Consider the following 16,848-nt stretch of genomic DNA (forward strand, 5'->3'; position numbering starts at 1 on the left):
CCTGCGGCGGATCTTGCGCCCGCCGGATCAAACTTTTGACGCCCAGGAGGGCGTTTGCAGGGGATTTAGCAGGAAGCGTTCCAACTTTTTCGAAGCGGCGGAAATACCCGTTCCAGAGGCCCGTAGGGCGTACAACCGTTCGCGGTTGTACGCCGATACACCACGCATTCCGACGATGCCCCAGTCCGGCCCGGAGCACCCCGAAACCAAGGCCAATCGGCGTATAACGCGGAGCGTTATACGCCCTACCTCACCAGCTCCCTGAAGCGCCGCCTCCGCCACTGGAGCCACCGCCGCCGGAATAGCCGCTACCGCTACTGGATGACGAACTTCCGCCACCACTGGAACCGGAGCCCGAACTGGAGCCTCGGCCGATGATGAAGGCGAACAGCATCGGGAAGTACAGCATCGGCAACAGCGCCAGCGACTCCGGGAACTCGCCGAGGTGCTCGACGATACCGGTGATGGTCATGACGAACGCACCGATACCCGAAGCCAATGCCAGGCGAATGAGGAACTCCAGCCGGCTGCGCTTCCAGGCGGCATGGGCAAGGACGAAGGGCAAACACAGCAACGCCAGCCCAAGGGTCAGGCCGATGGGGCCTGCCAGGCCATACAGCAGCACCTCGGCGCCGTACCGGCTGGCACCCACCGACAGCGCCACGAGATAGCCGACGATGGCGCCGACGATCCAGGCGGACTTGCGCGAAGACGCCGCCAGGGCGCCGACGGCCCCGCCCAGCACCATGCAGAACGACACGACCATGAAGAACAATGGCGCGGTCTTGAGCCCGGCGCCGAACGCCAGCAGCACCATCAGCCCTGTCGACACGCCGACGACCACGCGGGCGGCCAGCAGTTTGCGGCGCAACGCCACGCCTGCCACCGCGCCACAGCCCAGGGCAATCAGCAGCATCCAGCCCTCGCGGGTCAGGCCGCTGTCATGACGCTCCTCCGGCAGCGTTTCGCCATCGATCAACCGCTCCAGGACGCCCACCGCGCGCTCGATGCCGCCGGCGAAGTCGCCCTGGCGAAACGCCGGGACCATCTCATCGCGAATGATGCGACCGGCCGTGACATCGGGAATGGCACCCTCCAGTCCGTAGCCCACCTCGATGCGCATCGTCCGGTCGTCCTTGGCCACCAGCACCAGCACGCCGTCGTCCACGCCCTGGCGCCCCAGGCGCCACTGTTCGAACACCCGCGTGGCGTATTGCTCGATACTGTCCTCACCGGTGCTGGGCACCATCAGCACGGCGATCTGCGAGCCCTTGCGCTGCTGCAGAGCGAGCAGGCGTTGCTCCATGGCCGCGATCCAGACCGCATCCAGGGTCATCGTCAGGTCGGTGACTGGACGCTCCAGCACGGGCACGGCCACCGTCTGCGCAAAAGGTTCCCGCGCGGCGTCGGCGGCGACTGACTCGGCCACCGGCTCTTCGCTGAATGCTCCGGCGTGGACCACGGGGGCGCTCAACAGCATGAGCAGGCAGAATACGAGGCGAATCCAGTCGTTCATTCCTTCCATCCCTGAAGGCAGTGAGGCCGACGCAATCGAGTCGGCCATGGGAAGCGTAATGCTGGAGACAGATAGTACGCTCGAACAGAAACCGCAGAACCGTTCGCCGGACCGATGCAGGCCTCACTCGTCCCGCCGCAGGTCCGGCGGAATCGGCAGGTCCGGCATCGGCCCCGGACGCTTGCCCTTGCCGGCGCGGAACTGCTTGAGCTGGTACACGTAGGCCAGCACCTGGGCAACCGCGAGGTAGAGACCGGCGGGAATCTCGTGGCCCAGTTCGGTGGAGTAGTACACCGCCCGCGCCAGCGCCGGGGACTCCAGCACCGTGACCTTGTGCTCCTGGGCCACCTCGCGGATCTTCAGCGCCATGAAGTCGTTGCCCTTGGCCAGCAGGCGCGGCGCGCCGGAGGCACCGGGGTCGTACTTGAGGGCGACGGCGAAGTGCGTCGGGTTGGTGATCACCACGTCGGCGTCCGGCACCGCCTGCATCATCCGCCGCTGCGCCATCTCGCGCTGCATCTGGCGGACCTTGGCCTTGACCTCCGGCTTGCCCTCGGAGTCCTTGTACTCGTCGCGCACTTCCTGCTTGGTCATCATCAGCTTCTGGCGGTTGTCCCAGAGCTGGTAGGGCACGTCCACGGCGGCAATCAGCAGCAGGCTGCAGGCCAGCCAGAAGGCGCTCCAGCCGACCACCCGGGCGCAATGCACCAGCGCCTGCTCGGTGGGCTCGTGGGCCATCGCCAGCAGGTCGTCCTTGTCCGACTGCAACACCAGGATCGCCACGGCGAGCACCACGGTGAACTTGATCAGCGCCTTGAACAGCTCCAGCAGGGACTTGGCCGAGAACATCCGCTTGAGCCCTTCCAGCGGGTTCAGGCGGCTGAACTTGGGCGCCAGCGCCTCGCTGGAGAACAGCCAGCCGCCCAGAGCCACCGGCCCGAGCAGCGCCGCCACCAGCAGCAGCGCGAGGATCGGCCACAGCCCCTCTCCGGCGATCTGCGCGGCATTGGCCAGCAGCCGGAGCATGTTGTCGCTGTTCATCACCGTCTCGCGGGACAGCTCGAAGCTGCCGCGCATCAGGCGCATCAGTGCGTCCGCCAGGCCCGCGCCATAGATCAGCAGGCCGCCGGCGCCGGCGACGAGCACAGCGAGGGTGTTCAGCTCCCGCGAACGCGGCAGCTGGCCTTTCTCGCGCGCCTCCCGGCGCCGTTTCTCTGTAGGTTCCTCTGTCTTGTCCTGACCGCTCTCGCTTTCCGCCATCGCTGGCTACCTCGCTCGAACCAGTTCACGGAGCAGTTGCAGGCCCTCGCTGGCGAGGGACTGGTACTGCGACAGAATGTCGGCGCTGCCGATCCAGACGATGATGAAGCCCATGATCAGAGTCAGCGGGAAGCCGATGGAGAAGATGTTCAGCTGTGGCGCGGCGCGGGTCATGGCGCCGAATGCCAGGTTGACCACCAGCAGCGCGGTGACCGCCGGCAGCGCCAGCAGCAACCCGGCGCCGATCACCCAGCCGAGCTTGCCGGCGACGGTGATCAGGTGGTTGCCCGACAACCCCTCGCCCACCGGCAGGGTGACGAAGCTTTCGGCCAGCACCTCGAACACCACCAGGTGGCCGTTCATGGCCAGGAAAAGCAGGGTCACCAGCATCGTGAAGAACTGCCCGAGCACCGGCACCGAGATGCCGTTGGTGGGGTCGATCATGGAGGCGAAGCCCAGGCCCATCTGCATGGAGATGATCTGCCCGGCGATGACGAAGGCATGGAACATCAGCTGCAGGGTGAAGCCGAGCATGGCGCCGATGAGGATCTGCTCGCCGATCAGCAGCATGGCCTTGACGCTCAGCGCATCCACCTGCGGCATGGGTGGCAGGTTCGGCACCAGCACCACGGCGATCGCCAGGGCCAGGTAGAGGCGCACGCGGGTCGGCACCAGCTGTGTGCCGAAGATCGGCATCACCATCAGCAGCGCGGCGATGCGGAACAGCGGGAACAGGAAGGCCCCGACCCAGCCGCCGATCTGCGCGTTGGTGAGTTCCAGCATCAGCCGATCAGCGTCGGGATGCTGCTGATCAGCGTCTGGGTGTACTCCATCAGCTGCCGTATCAGCCAGGGCCCCAGCACGATCAGGGTTAGCAGCACCACGATCAGGCGCGGCAGGAAGCTCAGGGTCTGCTCGTTGATCTGGGTGGCGGCCTGGAACATCGCCACCACCAGGCCCACCAGCAGGCTGGGCAGGATCAGGATGGCGACGATCATCGCCGTCAGCCAGAGCGCTTCGCGGAACAGGTCTACGGCAACTTCGGGAGTCATGGTTGCTCCTCTTGCACAGCGGCCCCAGTGGGAAGCCCATTCGTAGGATGGGTGGAGCTTGCGATATCCATCAGCGGAGTCGGCCCGGAGATCGATGGGTATCGCTTCGCTCCACGCCATCCTACGGTGCCACCGGATACCATTGCGCCGACGGGAATCGACATCGCTACACCGTCCCGAAACTGCCGGCGAGCGTGCCGATGATCAGCGCCCAGCCGTCCACCAGCACGAACAGCATGATCTTGAACGGTAACGAGATGATCAGCGGCGACAGCATCATCATGCCCATCGCCATCAGCACGCTGGACACCACCAGGTCGATGATCAGGAACGGGATGAAGATCATGAAGCCGATCTGGAACGCAGTCTTCAACTCCGAGGTGACGAACGCCGGGACCAGGATGGTCAGGGGCGTGGCGTCGGCGCTCTGGATGTCGGTGCGCTTGGACAGGCGCACGAACAGTTCCAGGTCCGACTGCCGGGTCTGCGCCAGCATGAACGCCTTGAGCGGCACTTCGGCGCGGCTGAGCGCCTCCTGGGCGGGAATCTGCTCGTTGAGGTAGGGCTGCAACGCGTTGGCGTTGATCTTGTCGAACACCGGCGCCATGACGAACAGGGTGAGGAACAGCGCAAGGCCGATCAGCACCTGGTTCGACGGCGTGCTCTGCAGGCCCAGCGCCTGGCGCAGGATGGAGAAGACGATGATGATCCGGGTGAAGCTGGTCATCAGCATGACGAACGCCGGGATGAAGCTCAGCGCCGTCATGATCAGCAGGATCTGCAGGCTGACCGAGTACTCCTGCTGCCCCTGCGCGTTGGTGGTCACGGTGATCGCCGAGATCTGCGTCGGATCGGCGGCGAAGGCCTGCGGCACGGCCAGCGCCAGCAGCCCCAGAAGCAGCGGTGCGCCGCGTTTGAGCGCGCCGAGCAGAGCGGAAATATTCGGCGAACGGGTCACTGCGGGCGGCCCTTGTCCTTGTTCAGCAACTCCAGCAGGCGCTGGGCGAATTCCGGCTGCACCGGCTCCGACTCGGCGGCATGCACCGGCTGGCGCAAGACGTGCAGCGGGGTGATGCGACCCGGCGTCAGGCCAAGCAGGATCTGCTCCTCGCCCACCTGCACCAGCACCAGCCGATCGCGCGGGCCGAGGGCCTGGCTGGAAACCAGGCGGATCGCCTGGTTACCGCGCGGGCCGACCTGCTGCACCCGGCGCACCAGCCAGGCAAGCAGGAAGATCAGGCCAACCACCAGCACCAGCCCCAGCAGCAGTTGCAGCAACTGCGCGCCGGCGCTGCCGGTGATCATGCTCGGGGCGGAGCTGGCGTGGACGATGGCCGGCGTCGACACCGGCGCCTTGGCGTCGTCGCCGAACGCCAGCATGGACAGCCCCGCCAGAGGCAATGCACTGAGGATCGCGGACAGGCGGGCCATGTCAGCGCAGCTTCTTGATGCGTTCGCTGGGACTGATCACGTCGGTGAGGCGGATGCCGAACTTCTCGTTCACCACCACCACCTCGCCGTGGGCGATCAGGGTGCCGTTGACCAGCACGTCCAGCGGCTCGCCGGCCAGGCGATCGAGTTCGATCACCGAGCCCTGGTTGAGCTGCAGCAGGTTGCGGATGCTGATGTCGGTGTTGCCGACCTCCATGGAAATGGTCACCGGGATATCCAGGATCACGTCCAGGTTCGGCCCTTCCAGGCCGGCGATGGTCGGCGCCTTGGGCGCCATGCCGAACTCTTCCATCGGCGCGCGCGGCGCGGCCGGTGCCACCGGGGTGGCGCCGCCCTGGGCCATCAGTGCGTCGATGTCGTCCTGGTTGGCGTCGCCCGATTCGGAGAGCGCGGCGGCCCACTCATCGGCCAGGGCCTGTTCTTCGGGAGTCACGTTGTCTTCGTCTGCCATGGTGGGTCCTCTTGCTCAGCGCGGGCGCTCGAGCGGATCGAGAATCTGCAAGGCCAGGTTGCCCTTGTGCGAACCCAGCTTGACCTTGAAGGAAGGCACGCCGTTGGCGCGCATGATCATGTGTTCGGGCAGCTCCACCGGGATCACGTCGCCGGGCTGCATGTGCAGGATGTCGCGCAGCTTGAGCTGGCGGCGCACGACGGTGGCGCCCAGCGGCACGCTGACGTCGAGGATGTCCTCGCGCAGGGCGTTGATCCAACGCTCGTCCTGGTCGTCCACGTCGGACTGGAAGCCGGCATCGAGCATCTCGCGGATCGGCTCGATCATCGAGTACGGCAGGGTGATGTGCAGGTCGCCGCCGCCGCCGTCCAGCTCGATGTGGAAGGTGGAGACCACCACCACTTCGCTGGGGCTGACGATGTTGGCCATCGCCGGGTTCACCTCGGAGTTCACGTACTCGAAGGTGATCGGCATCACCGCGTGCCAGGCTTCGGCGAGGTCGACGAAGGCCTGCTCGATGACCATGCGCACCACCCGCAGTTCGGTGGGGGTGAACTCGCGGCCCTCGATCTTGGCGTGACGACCGTCGCCGCCGAAGAAGTTGTCCACCAGCTTGAACACCAGCTTGGCGTCGAGGATGAACAGGCCGGTGCCGCGCAGCGGCTTCATCTTCACCAGATTGAGGCTGGTGGGCACGTACAGCGAGTGCACGTACTCGCCGAACTTCATCACCTGCACGCCGCCCACGGCGACATCCGCCGAGCGGCGCAGCAGGTTGAACATGCTGATGCGGGTGTAACGGGCGAAGCGCTCGTTGATCATCTCCAGGGTCGGCATGCGGCCCCGGACGATGCGGTCCTGGCTGGTCAGGTCGTAGGACTTGATCGCCCCCGGCTCGACGTCGGACTCGGTTTCCACGAGGCCGTCGTCGACGCCGTGGAGCAGCGCGTCGATCTCGTCCTGGGAAAGTAGATCCTGCATGGCCATGGCGGGTACCTACTGCAATACGAAGTTGGTGAAAAGCACTTGTTCCACGGTCAACTGACCGGTCGCCTTCTTCGCCAGTTCCTGAAGGCTGGAGGTCGCCTGCTGGCGCAGCATCTCCTTGCCCACCGGGGTCACCAGCGAGTCGAAATTCTGGCTGGAGAACAGCATCACCAGCTGGTTGCGCACCAGCGGCATCTGCTCGCGCAGCGCATCCATATGCGCCTGGTCGCGGCCCATGAGCGCCACCGCCACCTGCAGGTAACGCTGGCGGCCGTTCTGATTGAAGTTGACCACGAAGGACGGCGCGAGGATTTCGTAGATCGCCTGTTTCTTGCCCGGTGCGGCGCCTTCCTCGGCCTTCGCCTCCGCCTCGGCGGGCTTGGCGTGCTTGCTCAGGAAGAACCAGGTGCCGCCGACCGACAGCCCCACCGCCAGCAGGAATGCCAGGGCGATGAGAATGATGAGCTTCAGTTTGCCCTTGCCGGGGGCCTGTCCGTCTGGGAAGGGAGGCGTCTGATCTTTCTTGGCCATGCCAAATATCCGTCACTTTTCCGGCGCGATGCGCAGATACCGGGGTAGGAGCAAGGGCTGTGCCAGTTTGGAATTGTCGGACTGGCGCCGCCGCGGATATTACAGGCTAGACGGAGGAAGTCACGGGGCGGGGAGAGAAATTTCCGAGGCACATCGACGCGCGATCGCACACGCCACGCAAGAGTTGCCCTAGGCGTAGGGCGTATAACGCTCCGCGTTATACGCCGATTAACCGTGGCCGCCGGCCTGCTCGGGTATGAACTGGGCGTCCGGCTCGCCCCAGGGGCGGCAGACAGGCATGGTGTATCGGCGTACAACCGCGAACGGTTGTACGCCCTACGGCTTGAGCATCAGGCGTAGTAATCCACCAGCCCCCTGCCCTGCGCCGCCACCTGCGGGCGGATCTCGGACACGCCGCTGATCATCGGCTCGTCGTCGCCATCGGAGCCGGCGACCCGGCGCGAGCCACCGCGATCATCGCCGCCCTGTTGCTGTTGCCAGCCTCGGGCGGACTGGTCGGAGACGTTGACGTCGAGCTGCCCCATGCCCTGCTGGCTGAACATCTCGCGCAGGCGGTGCTGCTGGCTGTCCAGCGCTTCGCGTACGTTGGCGTTGGCGCTGACGAAGTTCACCTGGGTCTGGTCGGCGCTCATGTGGATGCGCACTTCCAGGCGCCCGAGGTCGGCCGGGTCCATCTGGATCTCGGCGGACTTGAGGTTCTGCGACGACATCCACATCACCCGGTCCACCACCTGGTCGGTCCAGCCGTTCTGCTGCACCGACACCGGCTGCCCCGGCACCAGCGGGTTCACCGGACGGTTGGTCATGGCCTGCGGCGTATTCAGTGCCTGGGTCAGCGACTCCAGCCGCGCGGCGAAGGACTCGTTGCGTGGCGCCTCGGGCTTGGCCTGGGACTGGAGCTCCGGCAAGGCCTGGCCCAGGTCCGCGCTGGCCTGCAGTGCACCTTCGGCCAGCTTGCCGTCGGCAGCCTTCGCCGTCGTATCCGGGGTCAACGCCGAAAGCATTGCCGACAGGTCGGCCTTGCCGTTGCCTTCCACCGGCTTGTCAGCGCCCTTGGCAGCCACGTCACCGGCCACCTGCGTCTGCTGGAGCTGCTGCGCCTGGTCCTGCGCGCCCTGGTCGAGGGCCAGGGTCACGCCCGGCAGTGCGTTGAGCTTTTCCAGGTCGCCGTCCGTACTGGCCACGGTCTGCTGGCCCACGCCAGTGCTGATCACCAGGGGCGGCGCTTCGCTGGTCGGGGCCGGCAACTGGCCGGTCATGCCCAGCATCAGCAGCGGGTCGAGAGTGGCCTCGGGCTTCTCCTCGCTATCGGCCACCTTGGTCTCGCCGTCGGCCGGCAAGGCCTTGCCGTCATCGGCAACCGCTGGCTTGTCGGCGGCAGCGGCATCCTTGGAATCGCTGGTCTTGGCGTCCTTGTCGGAGGCGTCCTTGGGCTTCTCGGCCTTGGGCTTGGCCGCCTTGTCGGGGCGCTCGCTGGCCGCCGGGCGCTTCTCCTGCGCGTAGACGTCGGCAAAGCTGGAACCCCTGTCGTTGGCGGGGTCGGGCGAATTCTGCGCAGGCTTGGAGAGCGCCGCCTTGGGCCTGGGGTCCGGCGTGGGCGTCAATAAAATATCCGGGGCGACAGCCATCGGAGTTCTCCGTTGATGTGAATATCCATCACGGAGATAGCAAGGGGCGGGCCAATTCTCTGTTTGATCTGGCGGAGAGGATCAGGCGCGACCGGGCAGCAACAGCGTGCGAACGATGGTGAACTCGTGCTCGACCTTCGCGATCAGCCCCTGTGCGGCAGCCAGGTCGTTGTGCCGGGCGGCGTCTTCGAGCTGCTTGCACAGCCCGCTCAGCACGGTGGCGCCCATGTTCCCGCAGCTGCCCTTGAAGCTGTGCGCAGCATGGCGCAATGCGGCGCCGTCGGCGGCGGTGAAAGCCGCGCGAATGCTGCTCAGACGCTCCTCGGAATCACTCAGGAAAGTCTCCACCAGCAGCGGATACTCGTCTTCCATGATCTCCAGCAGGTTGCGCTGCACGGCGTCATCGAGATGCGGCACGGACATTCGGCACTCCCGGTAGGACTGCTCGCCACAGGGCTGGATGGCAAGCGAAGGCCGGATTATGCCTGAGCCGACCAGAAGAACTCCACGGACACCGATTTGCCATCACCCGACCATTGGCAGCGATCGGCCAGTTGCCGCACCAGCGTCAAGCCGCGCCCGCAGAGGCTGCCGGCGGCGCGTTGGGAAGCCAGCACCGCGCCGACGTCGAAGCCATCGCCGCTGTCCTCCACCCGCACCAGCAAGCGCCCGCCCTCGCCGTGGGGCGCGAGGTCGAGATGGAAGCGCACGAAGCCGTCGCGCAGCTGCGCCAGGCGCTGGCTGCGCTGCTGGTAGTAGCGGGCGAACCCGGAGGCATCGCACTTGAGCGAGGAATCCAGGCCCATCACGCCGTGCTCCAGGGCGTTGGAATACAGCTCGGCGAGCACGGTGTAGAGCGCGCCGCCCTTGGGCCGCAGGTCCTGCACCTCCATCAGCAGTTGCAGCAGGAACGGCAGCGGATTGAAGTGCCGCAGGGTCGGCGCACGGAACTCGAAGCTGGCGGACCAGTCCAGCGGGCTGCTCAGGCCGCTGTCGGAGAACGCCAGCGGCGGCCGCTGCAGCGAATGCTCCGGCACCAGCACAACCTCCAGCATGCTGACGTCGTCCTGCACCTCGCCACGGAAACGCGCCAGCGCCGTCTGGATGCTATCGAACAGGCGCGACGGCACAGCCTCCGCCTCATAGACCTCGCGCAGACGCTGCTCGCCGAACATCTCGCCGGCGGCGTTGCGCGCCTCGGTCACGCCATCGGAGAAGAGGAACACGCGGTCGCCCTCCTCCATGGCGTAGACCTCGTAGTGCTCGTTGAACGCAGCCGCATCGAGGATACCCAGCGGCAGATGGCGCGACACCAGCGGCAGCGCTTCGCGCTTGTCGTGGCGCAGCAGGTAGCCATTGGGCAATCCGCCGTTCCACACTTCCACCAGGCCGCGCTGGAAGCTCAGGTTGAGCATCGCCGCGCAGCAGAACACCCCCACCGGCAGGATGCGCTTGAGCTTGGCGTTCATCTCGCGAAGGATGTCCGCCATCGGGTAGCCCTTGGCGGTCATGCCGTAGAACACCTCGGCCAGCGGCATGGCGCCGATGGCCGCCGGCAAGCCGTGGCCGGTGAAGTCGCCGAGCAGCACGTGCATGCCGCCGGAGGGTTTGAACGCGGCCAGCAGCAGGTCGCCGTTGAACAGCGCGAAGGGCGATTGCAGGTAGCGGATGTTCGCCGCGTTGAGGCAGCCCGAGTGCGCCACCTTGTCGAACACCGCCTTGGCCACTCGCTGCTCGTTGAGCAGGTGCTCGTTGTGCCGGGCGATCAGGTCGCGCTGCTCCAGCACCATCCGCTGCAGGTGGTGCAGGCGGCCCATGGCGCGGATCTTGGCTTCGAGGATGACCCGGTTGTAGGGCTTGGAGAGGAAATCGTCGCCGCCCGCCTCCAGGCTCTGCACCAGCGCCTCGGTTTCGCTCAGCGAGGTGAGGAAGATGATCGGCACCAGCTCCTCACCGGCCTGCCGGCGAATCCGTCGCGCCGCTTCGAAGCCGTCCATCACCGGCATCAGCGCATCCATCAGCACCAGTTGCGGGCGCTCCTGGGCGAACAGCGCCAGGGCCTCCAGGCCATTGGACGCGGTGATCACCCGATGCCCCTGGCGGCTGACGATGGTGGACAGCAGCAGGCGATCGGCGGCGTTGTCGTCGGCGATCAGGACCGTGAGGAAATCAGCCATGGCCGCTCTCGGATGCAGGACAGTCGAGTTCAGCTGATCTTGAACAGCTGCTCGAAGTTGGAGATGGCGAGGATCTTGCGCACGTCGGCGTTGCAGTGTTCCAGGCTGATCTGTGCGTTCTCGCCGCCGGCGTGGTCGCGCAGCAGGAGCAGCATGCCCAGCGCCGAGCTGTCCAGGTAGGTGGCGCCCTTGAGATCGACCACATAGCGCTTGGGCGTGATGTCGACGCGTTCGTAGGCGTCGCGGAATTCCTGGTGCGCACCGAAATCGAAGCGACCCTGGACCACGATGGTCAGCTCCTGGCCGTCAGCGGAAGGAACGGAAGTGATGGCCATGGGATTCTCCTTATCGATGATCGGCACGCAGGAGTTTGAAGATGTAGCAGCAACTCATGACAGCGGCAACCTTGGCAGCCATTGGAACGCCATCACCCGGTCTTGCCGAACTCCGCTGAAATGGACCACCGGTCCCCACGGGCGTGGCAAATGCCGTTACCCTTCGAAGGTTCGGTCCACGGCGATGCGTCTACGTCGGGCCGCACCAGGCAATGGAGGGGGAGCATGTACAAGTCCATTCTCGTCGTGGCCTGCGCTGTCAGCACGCTGCCGGTTGCGCATGCCCAGGTGATGCAGCGCGAGCTGGGTGATTTCGAGTTGAAGTTCGCCAATGCGCCGACCCGCAGCATGGCCCAGGGGCTGGTCCGGCCCGGCCAGGCGAACAGCGCCCAGGGCGGCGTGGACGCCAGCCATGCCAGCGGCTGGTACGTCGGCAGCTGGACCTCGAACCTGGAGCAGGAAAAACCGCTGGAGATCGACAGCTACGCCGGCTTCAAGCATCCACTGGGGGATGGCCGGCTGGGCTATGAGCTGGGCACCCTGCGCTATACCCGCCCCGAGCAACCGGACTTCGACAGCCAGGCGCTGTATGGCGGCCTCTCGGTGTTCGGCAGCCGTCTCGGCGCGGCCTACAGTAGCCAGGGCGGCCGCAGCAGCGCCACCCTGTTCACCGACCTGGGGCTGGAGCCGGACCTGGGCTTCGATGTGTCGTTCAAGTACTCCACCTACAACCTCGCTGAACCGGTGAGCCTGAGCGGTGGCGGCAGCGTCAGCGGCTTCGGGGACTGGTCGGTGAACCTCAGCCGCCCCTGGCTGGGCCTCGACCTGAACTTCTCCTACAGCGGCAGCAGCCTGACCGGCAGCGATTGCAGCGCGTACTCCGGGCACAACACCTATTGCGACACGGCGGTGATGTTCAAGGCGTCGAAGCCACTGTTCTAACGTGGCGGCAAGCCCCCTACCCGATCAGCCCCGCGCCCAGGTTGATCGCCAGCCCGAGGATCGCCGTGTTGAACAGGAAGCCGATCACCGAGTGCGCCAGCACCACCTTGCGCATGGCCCGCGAGGCGACCGCCACGTCGGAAGTCTGCACCGCCACGCTCAGGGTGAAGGAGAAGTAGAGGAAGTCCCAGTAGTCCGGGCTCGTCTCCCCATCCGGAAAACGCAGCACCGGTTCGCCGTCCTCGGAGGAGTAAAACATCCGCGCATAGTGCATGGTGAACACCATGCCGATGAGGAACCAGGAACCCAGCACGGTGCTGGCAGTGAAGGCGTAGCGCCAGAGTTTTTCACCCCCCTCTGCATGACCGGCGGCAGCCAGTTCGAAGACGATCGCCACCAGGCTGGCCAGCGCGGCAACGCTGATCAGCACCAGCACCGCTTCGGCGTTCTCATCCTCGACTTCGGCCAGGCGCCGCACCTCCTGCGGTTCGGCACGCCAGGCCAGCCAGCCGATCAGCAGCACGTACAGCCAGGCCATGCTGTTCCATCCCACCAGCACCCGGACCATCGGTTCCAGGCGGTAGCAGGCCAGCGTCACCAGCAGGCCGCCGGCGAAGGCGGCGATCAAACGCGGGTGGGCGCTCAGGAAGGCGCGATTCAGGCGCAGCATGGCGTGCGCTCCAGCGGCATGGGCTCGCCGTCGAGCGCGAGGTGCCGCAGGCGCAGGCAACGGGAAAAATCGGGCTCGGACGGTGGGACAAGCATGGTGCGGGCATTCCAATCGAGAGACTGACTGGAGCCTAGCACGCGCCCCCGCTCACTCCGGCGAGGGTTTCAGGCGCTGGGCGAATTCGTCGAGCTGCTTCTGCTCGTACTTGTCGGCGGCCGCACGCGCTTCCTCGCGATAGCGCTCCACCAGTTTGCGCAGGCCTTCCAGGCGGGCGTACTTCTCCTGCCAGGCCGCGCGGGCCTTGTCGACGCTGCCCTGGTGCCACTCCACGGCACGGTTCTGCTGCTCGACGGCGGTTTCCAGTTGCGAGAGGAAGCGCTGGTAGTTGATCAGCCACTGCCCGGTGACGCCCTGCTGGCCATTGCGAATCCACTGCTGCTGGTAGTCCAGGCGATAGCGTTCGAGCTCGGCGAGCTTGCGCTGCGCCTGCAGCAGCTGGTTCTGCACCAGGCCGAGCTGGCGCGCGGCTTCCCGCTCGGCCTTGAGGGCCATGTCCACCACCGGGGCGAGGCGTTCGGCGCGGCGGTTCACAGGTTAGCCCTCTGCCGTGCGGCCCTCTCCCCAACCCTCTCCCTTAAGGAAGAGGGAGCGAAAAGCTCAGTGCCGGGGATCATGCGCATCAGCCGGCCTTGCCACTGACCACGGCATCGAGCAGCAATCGGCTGTCGTCGAGGTTCTGGCTCTCGTCCAGGCTCTGGCGGAGGAACTGGCGCATGATCGGGAAGCGCTGGATCGCCAGGTCCGTCTCGGCGTCGCCGCCGGCCACGTAGGCGCCGACGCTGATCAGGTCGCGGCTCTGCTGGTAGCGCGACCACAGCTGCTTGAAGCGCTGGGCGTCGCGCAGGTGTTCGGGGCTGGTGACCTGGGGCATCACCCGGCTGATCGAGGCTTCGATGTCGATGGCCGGGTAATGGCCTTCCTCGGCCAGCCGGCGCGACAGCACGAAGTGACCGTCGAGCACGCCCCGGGCGGCGTCGGCGATCGGGTCCTGCTGGTCGTCACCCTCGCTGAGCACGGTGTAGAAAGCGGTGATCGAGCCGCCGCCCTTCTCGCCGTTGCCGGCGCGCTCCACCAGGCGCGGCAGCTTGGCGAACACCGACGGCGGATAGCCCTTGGTCGCCGGCGGCTCGCCGATGGCCAGGGCGATCTCGCGCTGGGCCTGGGCGTAGCGGGTCAGGGAGTCCATCAGCAGCAGGACGTTCTTGCCCTTGTCTCGGAAGTATTCGGCGATGCGCGTGCAGTACTGCGCGGCACGCAGGCGCATCAGCGGCGCGTCGTCCGCGGGCGATGCGACCACCACGGAGCGCTTGAGGCCCTCTTCACCGAGGATGTGCTCGATGAATTCCTTCACCTCGCGGCCCCGTTCGCCGATCAGCCCGACCACGATGATGTCGGCCTTGGTGAACTTGGTCATCATGCCCAGCAGCACCGACTTGCCCACACCGGTACCGGCGAACAGACCCAGGCGCTGGCCGCGGCCGACGGTGAGCAGGGAGTTGATCGAACGGATGCCGACGTCCATCGGCTCGTGGATCGGGTCGCGCGCCAGGGGGTTGATGATCGGCCCTTCCATCGGCACCCAGTCCTCGGCACGCATGCCGCCCTTGCCGTCCAGCGCGCGGCCGACGCCATCGAGCACGCGGCCGAGCATGGACATGCCCATGGGCAGGCGGCCGGAGTCCGGCAGCGGCACCACACGAGCACCGGGGGCGATGCCGGCGAGGCTGCCCACCGGCATCAGGTAGATCTTGCTGCCGGAGAACCCCATCACCTCGGCTTCCACCTGCACCGGGTGATAGCCGCCGTCGTTGATCACCTGGCAGCGACTGCCGACCGAGGCCTGCAGGCCTTCGGCCTCCAGGGTCAGCCCGACCATGCGCAGCAGGCGGCCCTCCACCACCGGCTGCGCCGGCAGGTTCACCGCCTCGCTATAGCCTTGAAGGCGGCGGGCGAAGCTGACCCGGTCAAGGCGCATCGGGCGTGCCCAGGTCGAGGTGCAGGTCCGGCGCCAGCGCGTGGGTCGCCTGGTCGCGCTGCTGCTCGAAGAGCTGCTTGACCGCCTGGGCCAGGCGCGTCTCGATGCTCGCGTCGATGCGCGAGTGTTCGGTTTCAATGCGGCAACCGCCGGGCAGCAAGCTGTCGTCCTCGATGATCCGCCAGCTTTCCTCGTGGCGATCGCGCAGGGCCTTCACCAATTCGAAGTCCTGCGGGTTGACCTGGATGCGGATATTGCCGGCGCCCATTGGCAGCAGCTTCAACGCCTCGCGCAACACCTGGCGAATCTGACTGGAATCGGTGGCCAGCTCGCGTTGCACCACCTGGCGCACCACGTGGGTCACCAGGCTGAGCATGCCCGCCTCGAGCATCTGGTCCTGCTCGGCGATCGGATCCAGCAGCTGCCCCATCAGGGTTTCCAGGCTCTGCAGGCGCGGCTGCAGGGCCGCGTCAGCTTCCTGACGCGCCTTCAACTGGCCGGCGTGGAAGCCGTCTTTCTCACCGGTGGAGAAGCCCTCGTTGTAGGCGTCCTGGCGGATCGCCTCGAGTTCCTCCAGCGTCAGCGGCTTGACCTCTTCCTCCGGCACTTCCTCGATCTGCGGCTCCTCGGCCACAGGTTCGGGTTGCGGCTCGGGTTCGGGCAGCGGCTTGATCGGGTCGAAGCTGGGCAGCGACCAGCGGTCGAAGCCCGAGACATCGCGCGCGCGGATCAGCTCGCTGAGCTCCTGCTCGTCTTTGGCCGGGGGCACCACTTAGATCATCTCCTCGCCGCCCTTGCCGCCGAGCACGATCTCGCCCGACTCGGCCATGCGCCGTGCAATGGTGAGGATTTCCTTCTGCGCGCTTTCCACTTCGCTGACGCGCACCGGGCCCTTGGCCTCCAGGTCGTCGCGCAGCAGTTCGGCGGCACGCTTGGACATGTTGCGGAAGATCTTCTCGCGGATCGCCTCGTCGGAACCCTTGAGCGCCAGCACCAGCACGTCGGAGGACACCTCGCGCAGCAGCGCCTGGATGCCGCGGTCGTCGACGTCGGCGAGGTTGTCGAAGACGAACATGAGGTCTTCGATCTGGCCCGAGAGGTCTTCGTCCACCTCGCGGATGGCGTCCATCAGCGTGCCTTCGACCGAGCTGTCGAGGAAGTTCATGATGTCCGCCGCGCGCTTCACGCCGCCCATGGTGGTGCGGGTGGAGTTGGCGTTGCCGGCGAACTGCTTCTCCAGGATCAGGTTCAGCTCCTTGAGCGCGGACGGCTGCACGGTGTTCAGCGAGGACACGCGCAGGACGATGTCCAGGCGCACCTTGTGGTCGAAGTGGCCGAGCACTTCGGCGGCCTGGTCCGGATCGAGGTAGGCGACCACGATGGCCTGGATCTGCGGGTGCTCGTAGCGGATTACGTCGGCCACGGCGCGCGGCTCCATCCACTTCAGGCTGTCCAGGCCGCTGGTGTTGCCGCCCAGCAGGATGCGGTCGATCAGGTTGTTGGCCTTGTCCTCGCCCAGGGCCTGGGTGAGCATCTTGCGGATGTAGCTGTCGGCGCCGACGCCCAGGCTGGTCTGGTCGCCGACGATCTCGACGAACTCGCCCATCACCTGCTCGACCTGCTCACGGTGCACGTTGCGCATCTGCGCCATGGCCACGCCGACCTTCTGCACTTCCTTGGGGCCCATGTGCCGCAGCACCTGCGCCGCGTCGGTCTCGCCGAGGGACAGCAGGAGGATGGCGGCCTTGTCGACCTTGCTCAGTTTGGCGTTCGCCCGAGGTTCGCTCATGT

19 protein-coding genes are annotated in these 16,848 nt (G+C 66.4%); 1 reads left to right on the forward strand and 18 read right to left on the reverse strand.

Annotation, left to right across the window (positions count from 1 at the left end):
* Positions 1-250: 250 nt before the first annotated feature.
* From O6P39_RS18625 to O6P39_RS18685, 13 genes are all read right to left on the reverse strand, one after another.
* Positions 251-1,516 (reverse strand): TPM domain-containing protein, encoded by a 1,266-nt coding sequence (locus O6P39_RS18625; RefSeq protein ID WP_275607939.1) that lies wholly within the window; start codon positions 1,514-1,516, stop codon positions 251-253.
* Positions 1,517-1,639: 123 nt separating this feature from the next.
* Entirely contained in the window at positions 1,640-2,776 is a 1,137-nt protein-coding gene (gene flhB, locus O6P39_RS18630; RefSeq protein ID WP_275607940.1) for a flagellar biosynthesis protein FlhB, read from the reverse strand.
* A 6-nt stretch (positions 2,777-2,782) separates the two neighbouring features.
* Positions 2,783-3,559, reverse strand: coding sequence for a flagellar biosynthetic protein FliR (fliR, locus tag O6P39_RS18635; protein ID WP_275607941.1), 777 nt, complete (start codon positions 3,557-3,559; stop codon positions 2,783-2,785).
* Complete coding sequence (gene fliQ, locus O6P39_RS18640; RefSeq protein ID WP_275607942.1) at positions 3,559-3,828, reverse strand: flagellar biosynthesis protein FliQ; 270 nt, start codon at positions 3,826-3,828, stop codon at positions 3,559-3,561. The genes fliR and fliQ overlap by 1 nt, the downstream gene beginning before the upstream one ends.
* 166 nt (positions 3,829-3,994) lie before the next feature.
* Positions 3,995-4,723 carry a flagellar type III secretion system pore protein FliP gene (gene fliP / locus O6P39_RS18645; protein WP_275611981.1) on the reverse strand — a complete coding sequence of 243 codons (729 nt, stop codon included), beginning with the start codon at positions 4,721-4,723 and terminating at the stop codon, positions 3,995-3,997.
* Positions 4,724-4,782: 59 nt separating this feature from the next.
* Complete coding sequence (gene fliO / locus O6P39_RS18650; protein ID WP_275611982.1) at positions 4,783-5,208, reverse strand: flagellar biosynthetic protein FliO; 426 nt, start codon at positions 5,206-5,208, stop codon at positions 4,783-4,785.
* Between the two features lie 52 nt (positions 5,209-5,260).
* Positions 5,261-5,731 carry a flagellar motor switch protein FliN gene (fliN, locus tag O6P39_RS18655; RefSeq protein ID WP_152222004.1) on the reverse strand — a complete coding sequence of 157 codons (471 nt, stop codon included), beginning with the start codon at positions 5,729-5,731 and terminating at the stop codon, positions 5,261-5,263.
* A 15-nt stretch (positions 5,732-5,746) separates the two neighbouring features.
* Positions 5,747-6,718 (reverse strand): flagellar motor switch protein FliM, encoded by a 972-nt coding sequence (gene fliM, locus O6P39_RS18660; RefSeq protein WP_152222002.1) that lies wholly within the window; start codon positions 6,716-6,718, stop codon positions 5,747-5,749.
* Between the two features lie 9 nt (positions 6,719-6,727).
* Entirely contained in the window at positions 6,728-7,249 is a 522-nt protein-coding gene (gene fliL, locus O6P39_RS18665) for a flagellar basal body-associated protein FliL (RefSeq protein WP_275607943.1), read from the reverse strand.
* A 350-nt stretch (positions 7,250-7,599) separates the two neighbouring features.
* Entirely contained in the window at positions 7,600-8,898 is a 1,299-nt protein-coding gene (locus O6P39_RS18670) for a flagellar hook-length control protein FliK (protein WP_275607944.1), read from the reverse strand.
* Positions 8,899-8,979: 81 nt separating this feature from the next.
* Positions 8,980-9,321: an Hpt domain-containing protein gene (locus tag O6P39_RS18675; RefSeq protein WP_275607945.1), complete on the reverse strand. Its 342-nt coding sequence runs from the start codon at positions 9,319-9,321 to the stop codon at positions 8,980-8,982.
* Positions 9,322-9,377: 56 nt separating this feature from the next.
* Positions 9,378-11,093: a SpoIIE family protein phosphatase gene (locus tag O6P39_RS18680; protein ID WP_275611983.1), complete on the reverse strand. Its 1,716-nt coding sequence runs from the start codon at positions 11,091-11,093 to the stop codon at positions 9,378-9,380.
* 11 nt (positions 11,094-11,104) lie between these two features.
* Positions 11,105-11,410 (reverse strand): STAS domain-containing protein, encoded by a 306-nt coding sequence (locus O6P39_RS18685; protein ID WP_275607946.1) that lies wholly within the window; start codon positions 11,408-11,410, stop codon positions 11,105-11,107.
* Between the two features lie 225 nt (positions 11,411-11,635).
* On the opposite strand from O6P39_RS18685, the gene O6P39_RS18690 reads away from it, so the two are divergent.
* Positions 11,636-12,352, forward strand: coding sequence for a TorF family putative porin (locus O6P39_RS18690; protein ID WP_275607947.1), 717 nt, complete (start codon positions 11,636-11,638; stop codon positions 12,350-12,352).
* Between the two features lie 16 nt (positions 12,353-12,368).
* Here the strand turns inward: O6P39_RS18690 and O6P39_RS18695 are convergent, their stop codons facing one another.
* From O6P39_RS18695 to fliG, 5 genes are all read right to left on the reverse strand, one after another.
* Positions 12,369-13,022: a DUF1345 domain-containing protein gene (locus tag O6P39_RS18695; RefSeq protein ID WP_275607948.1), complete on the reverse strand. Its 654-nt coding sequence runs from the start codon at positions 13,020-13,022 to the stop codon at positions 12,369-12,371.
* Positions 13,023-13,169: 147 nt separating this feature from the next.
* The gene (gene fliJ / locus O6P39_RS18700) at positions 13,170-13,613 is read right to left on the reverse strand and encodes a flagellar export protein FliJ (RefSeq protein WP_275607949.1); all 444 of its coding nucleotides are present in this window, start codon (positions 13,611-13,613) and stop codon (positions 13,170-13,172) included.
* A gap of 88 nt (positions 13,614-13,701) precedes the next feature.
* The gene (gene fliI / locus O6P39_RS18705) at positions 13,702-15,057 is read right to left on the reverse strand and encodes a flagellar protein export ATPase FliI (RefSeq protein ID WP_275607950.1); all 1,356 of its coding nucleotides are present in this window, start codon (positions 15,055-15,057) and stop codon (positions 13,702-13,704) included.
* A complete protein-coding gene (fliH, locus tag O6P39_RS18710; protein ID WP_275607951.1) occupies positions 15,047-15,829 on the reverse strand; it encodes a flagellar assembly protein FliH in 783 nt (260 codons plus the stop codon). Before fliH ends, fliI begins: the two co-directional genes overlap by 11 nt.
* Positions 15,830-16,846 (reverse strand): flagellar motor switch protein FliG, encoded by a 1,017-nt coding sequence (gene fliG, locus O6P39_RS18715; protein WP_275607952.1) that lies wholly within the window; start codon positions 16,844-16,846, stop codon positions 15,830-15,832.
* Positions 16,847-16,848 lie beyond the last annotated feature (2 nt).

Source organism: Pseudomonas sp. PSE14 (assembly GCF_029203285.1).
In the GTDB taxonomy this organism is placed as follows: Bacteria; Pseudomonadota; Gammaproteobacteria; order Pseudomonadales; family Pseudomonadaceae; genus Pseudomonas.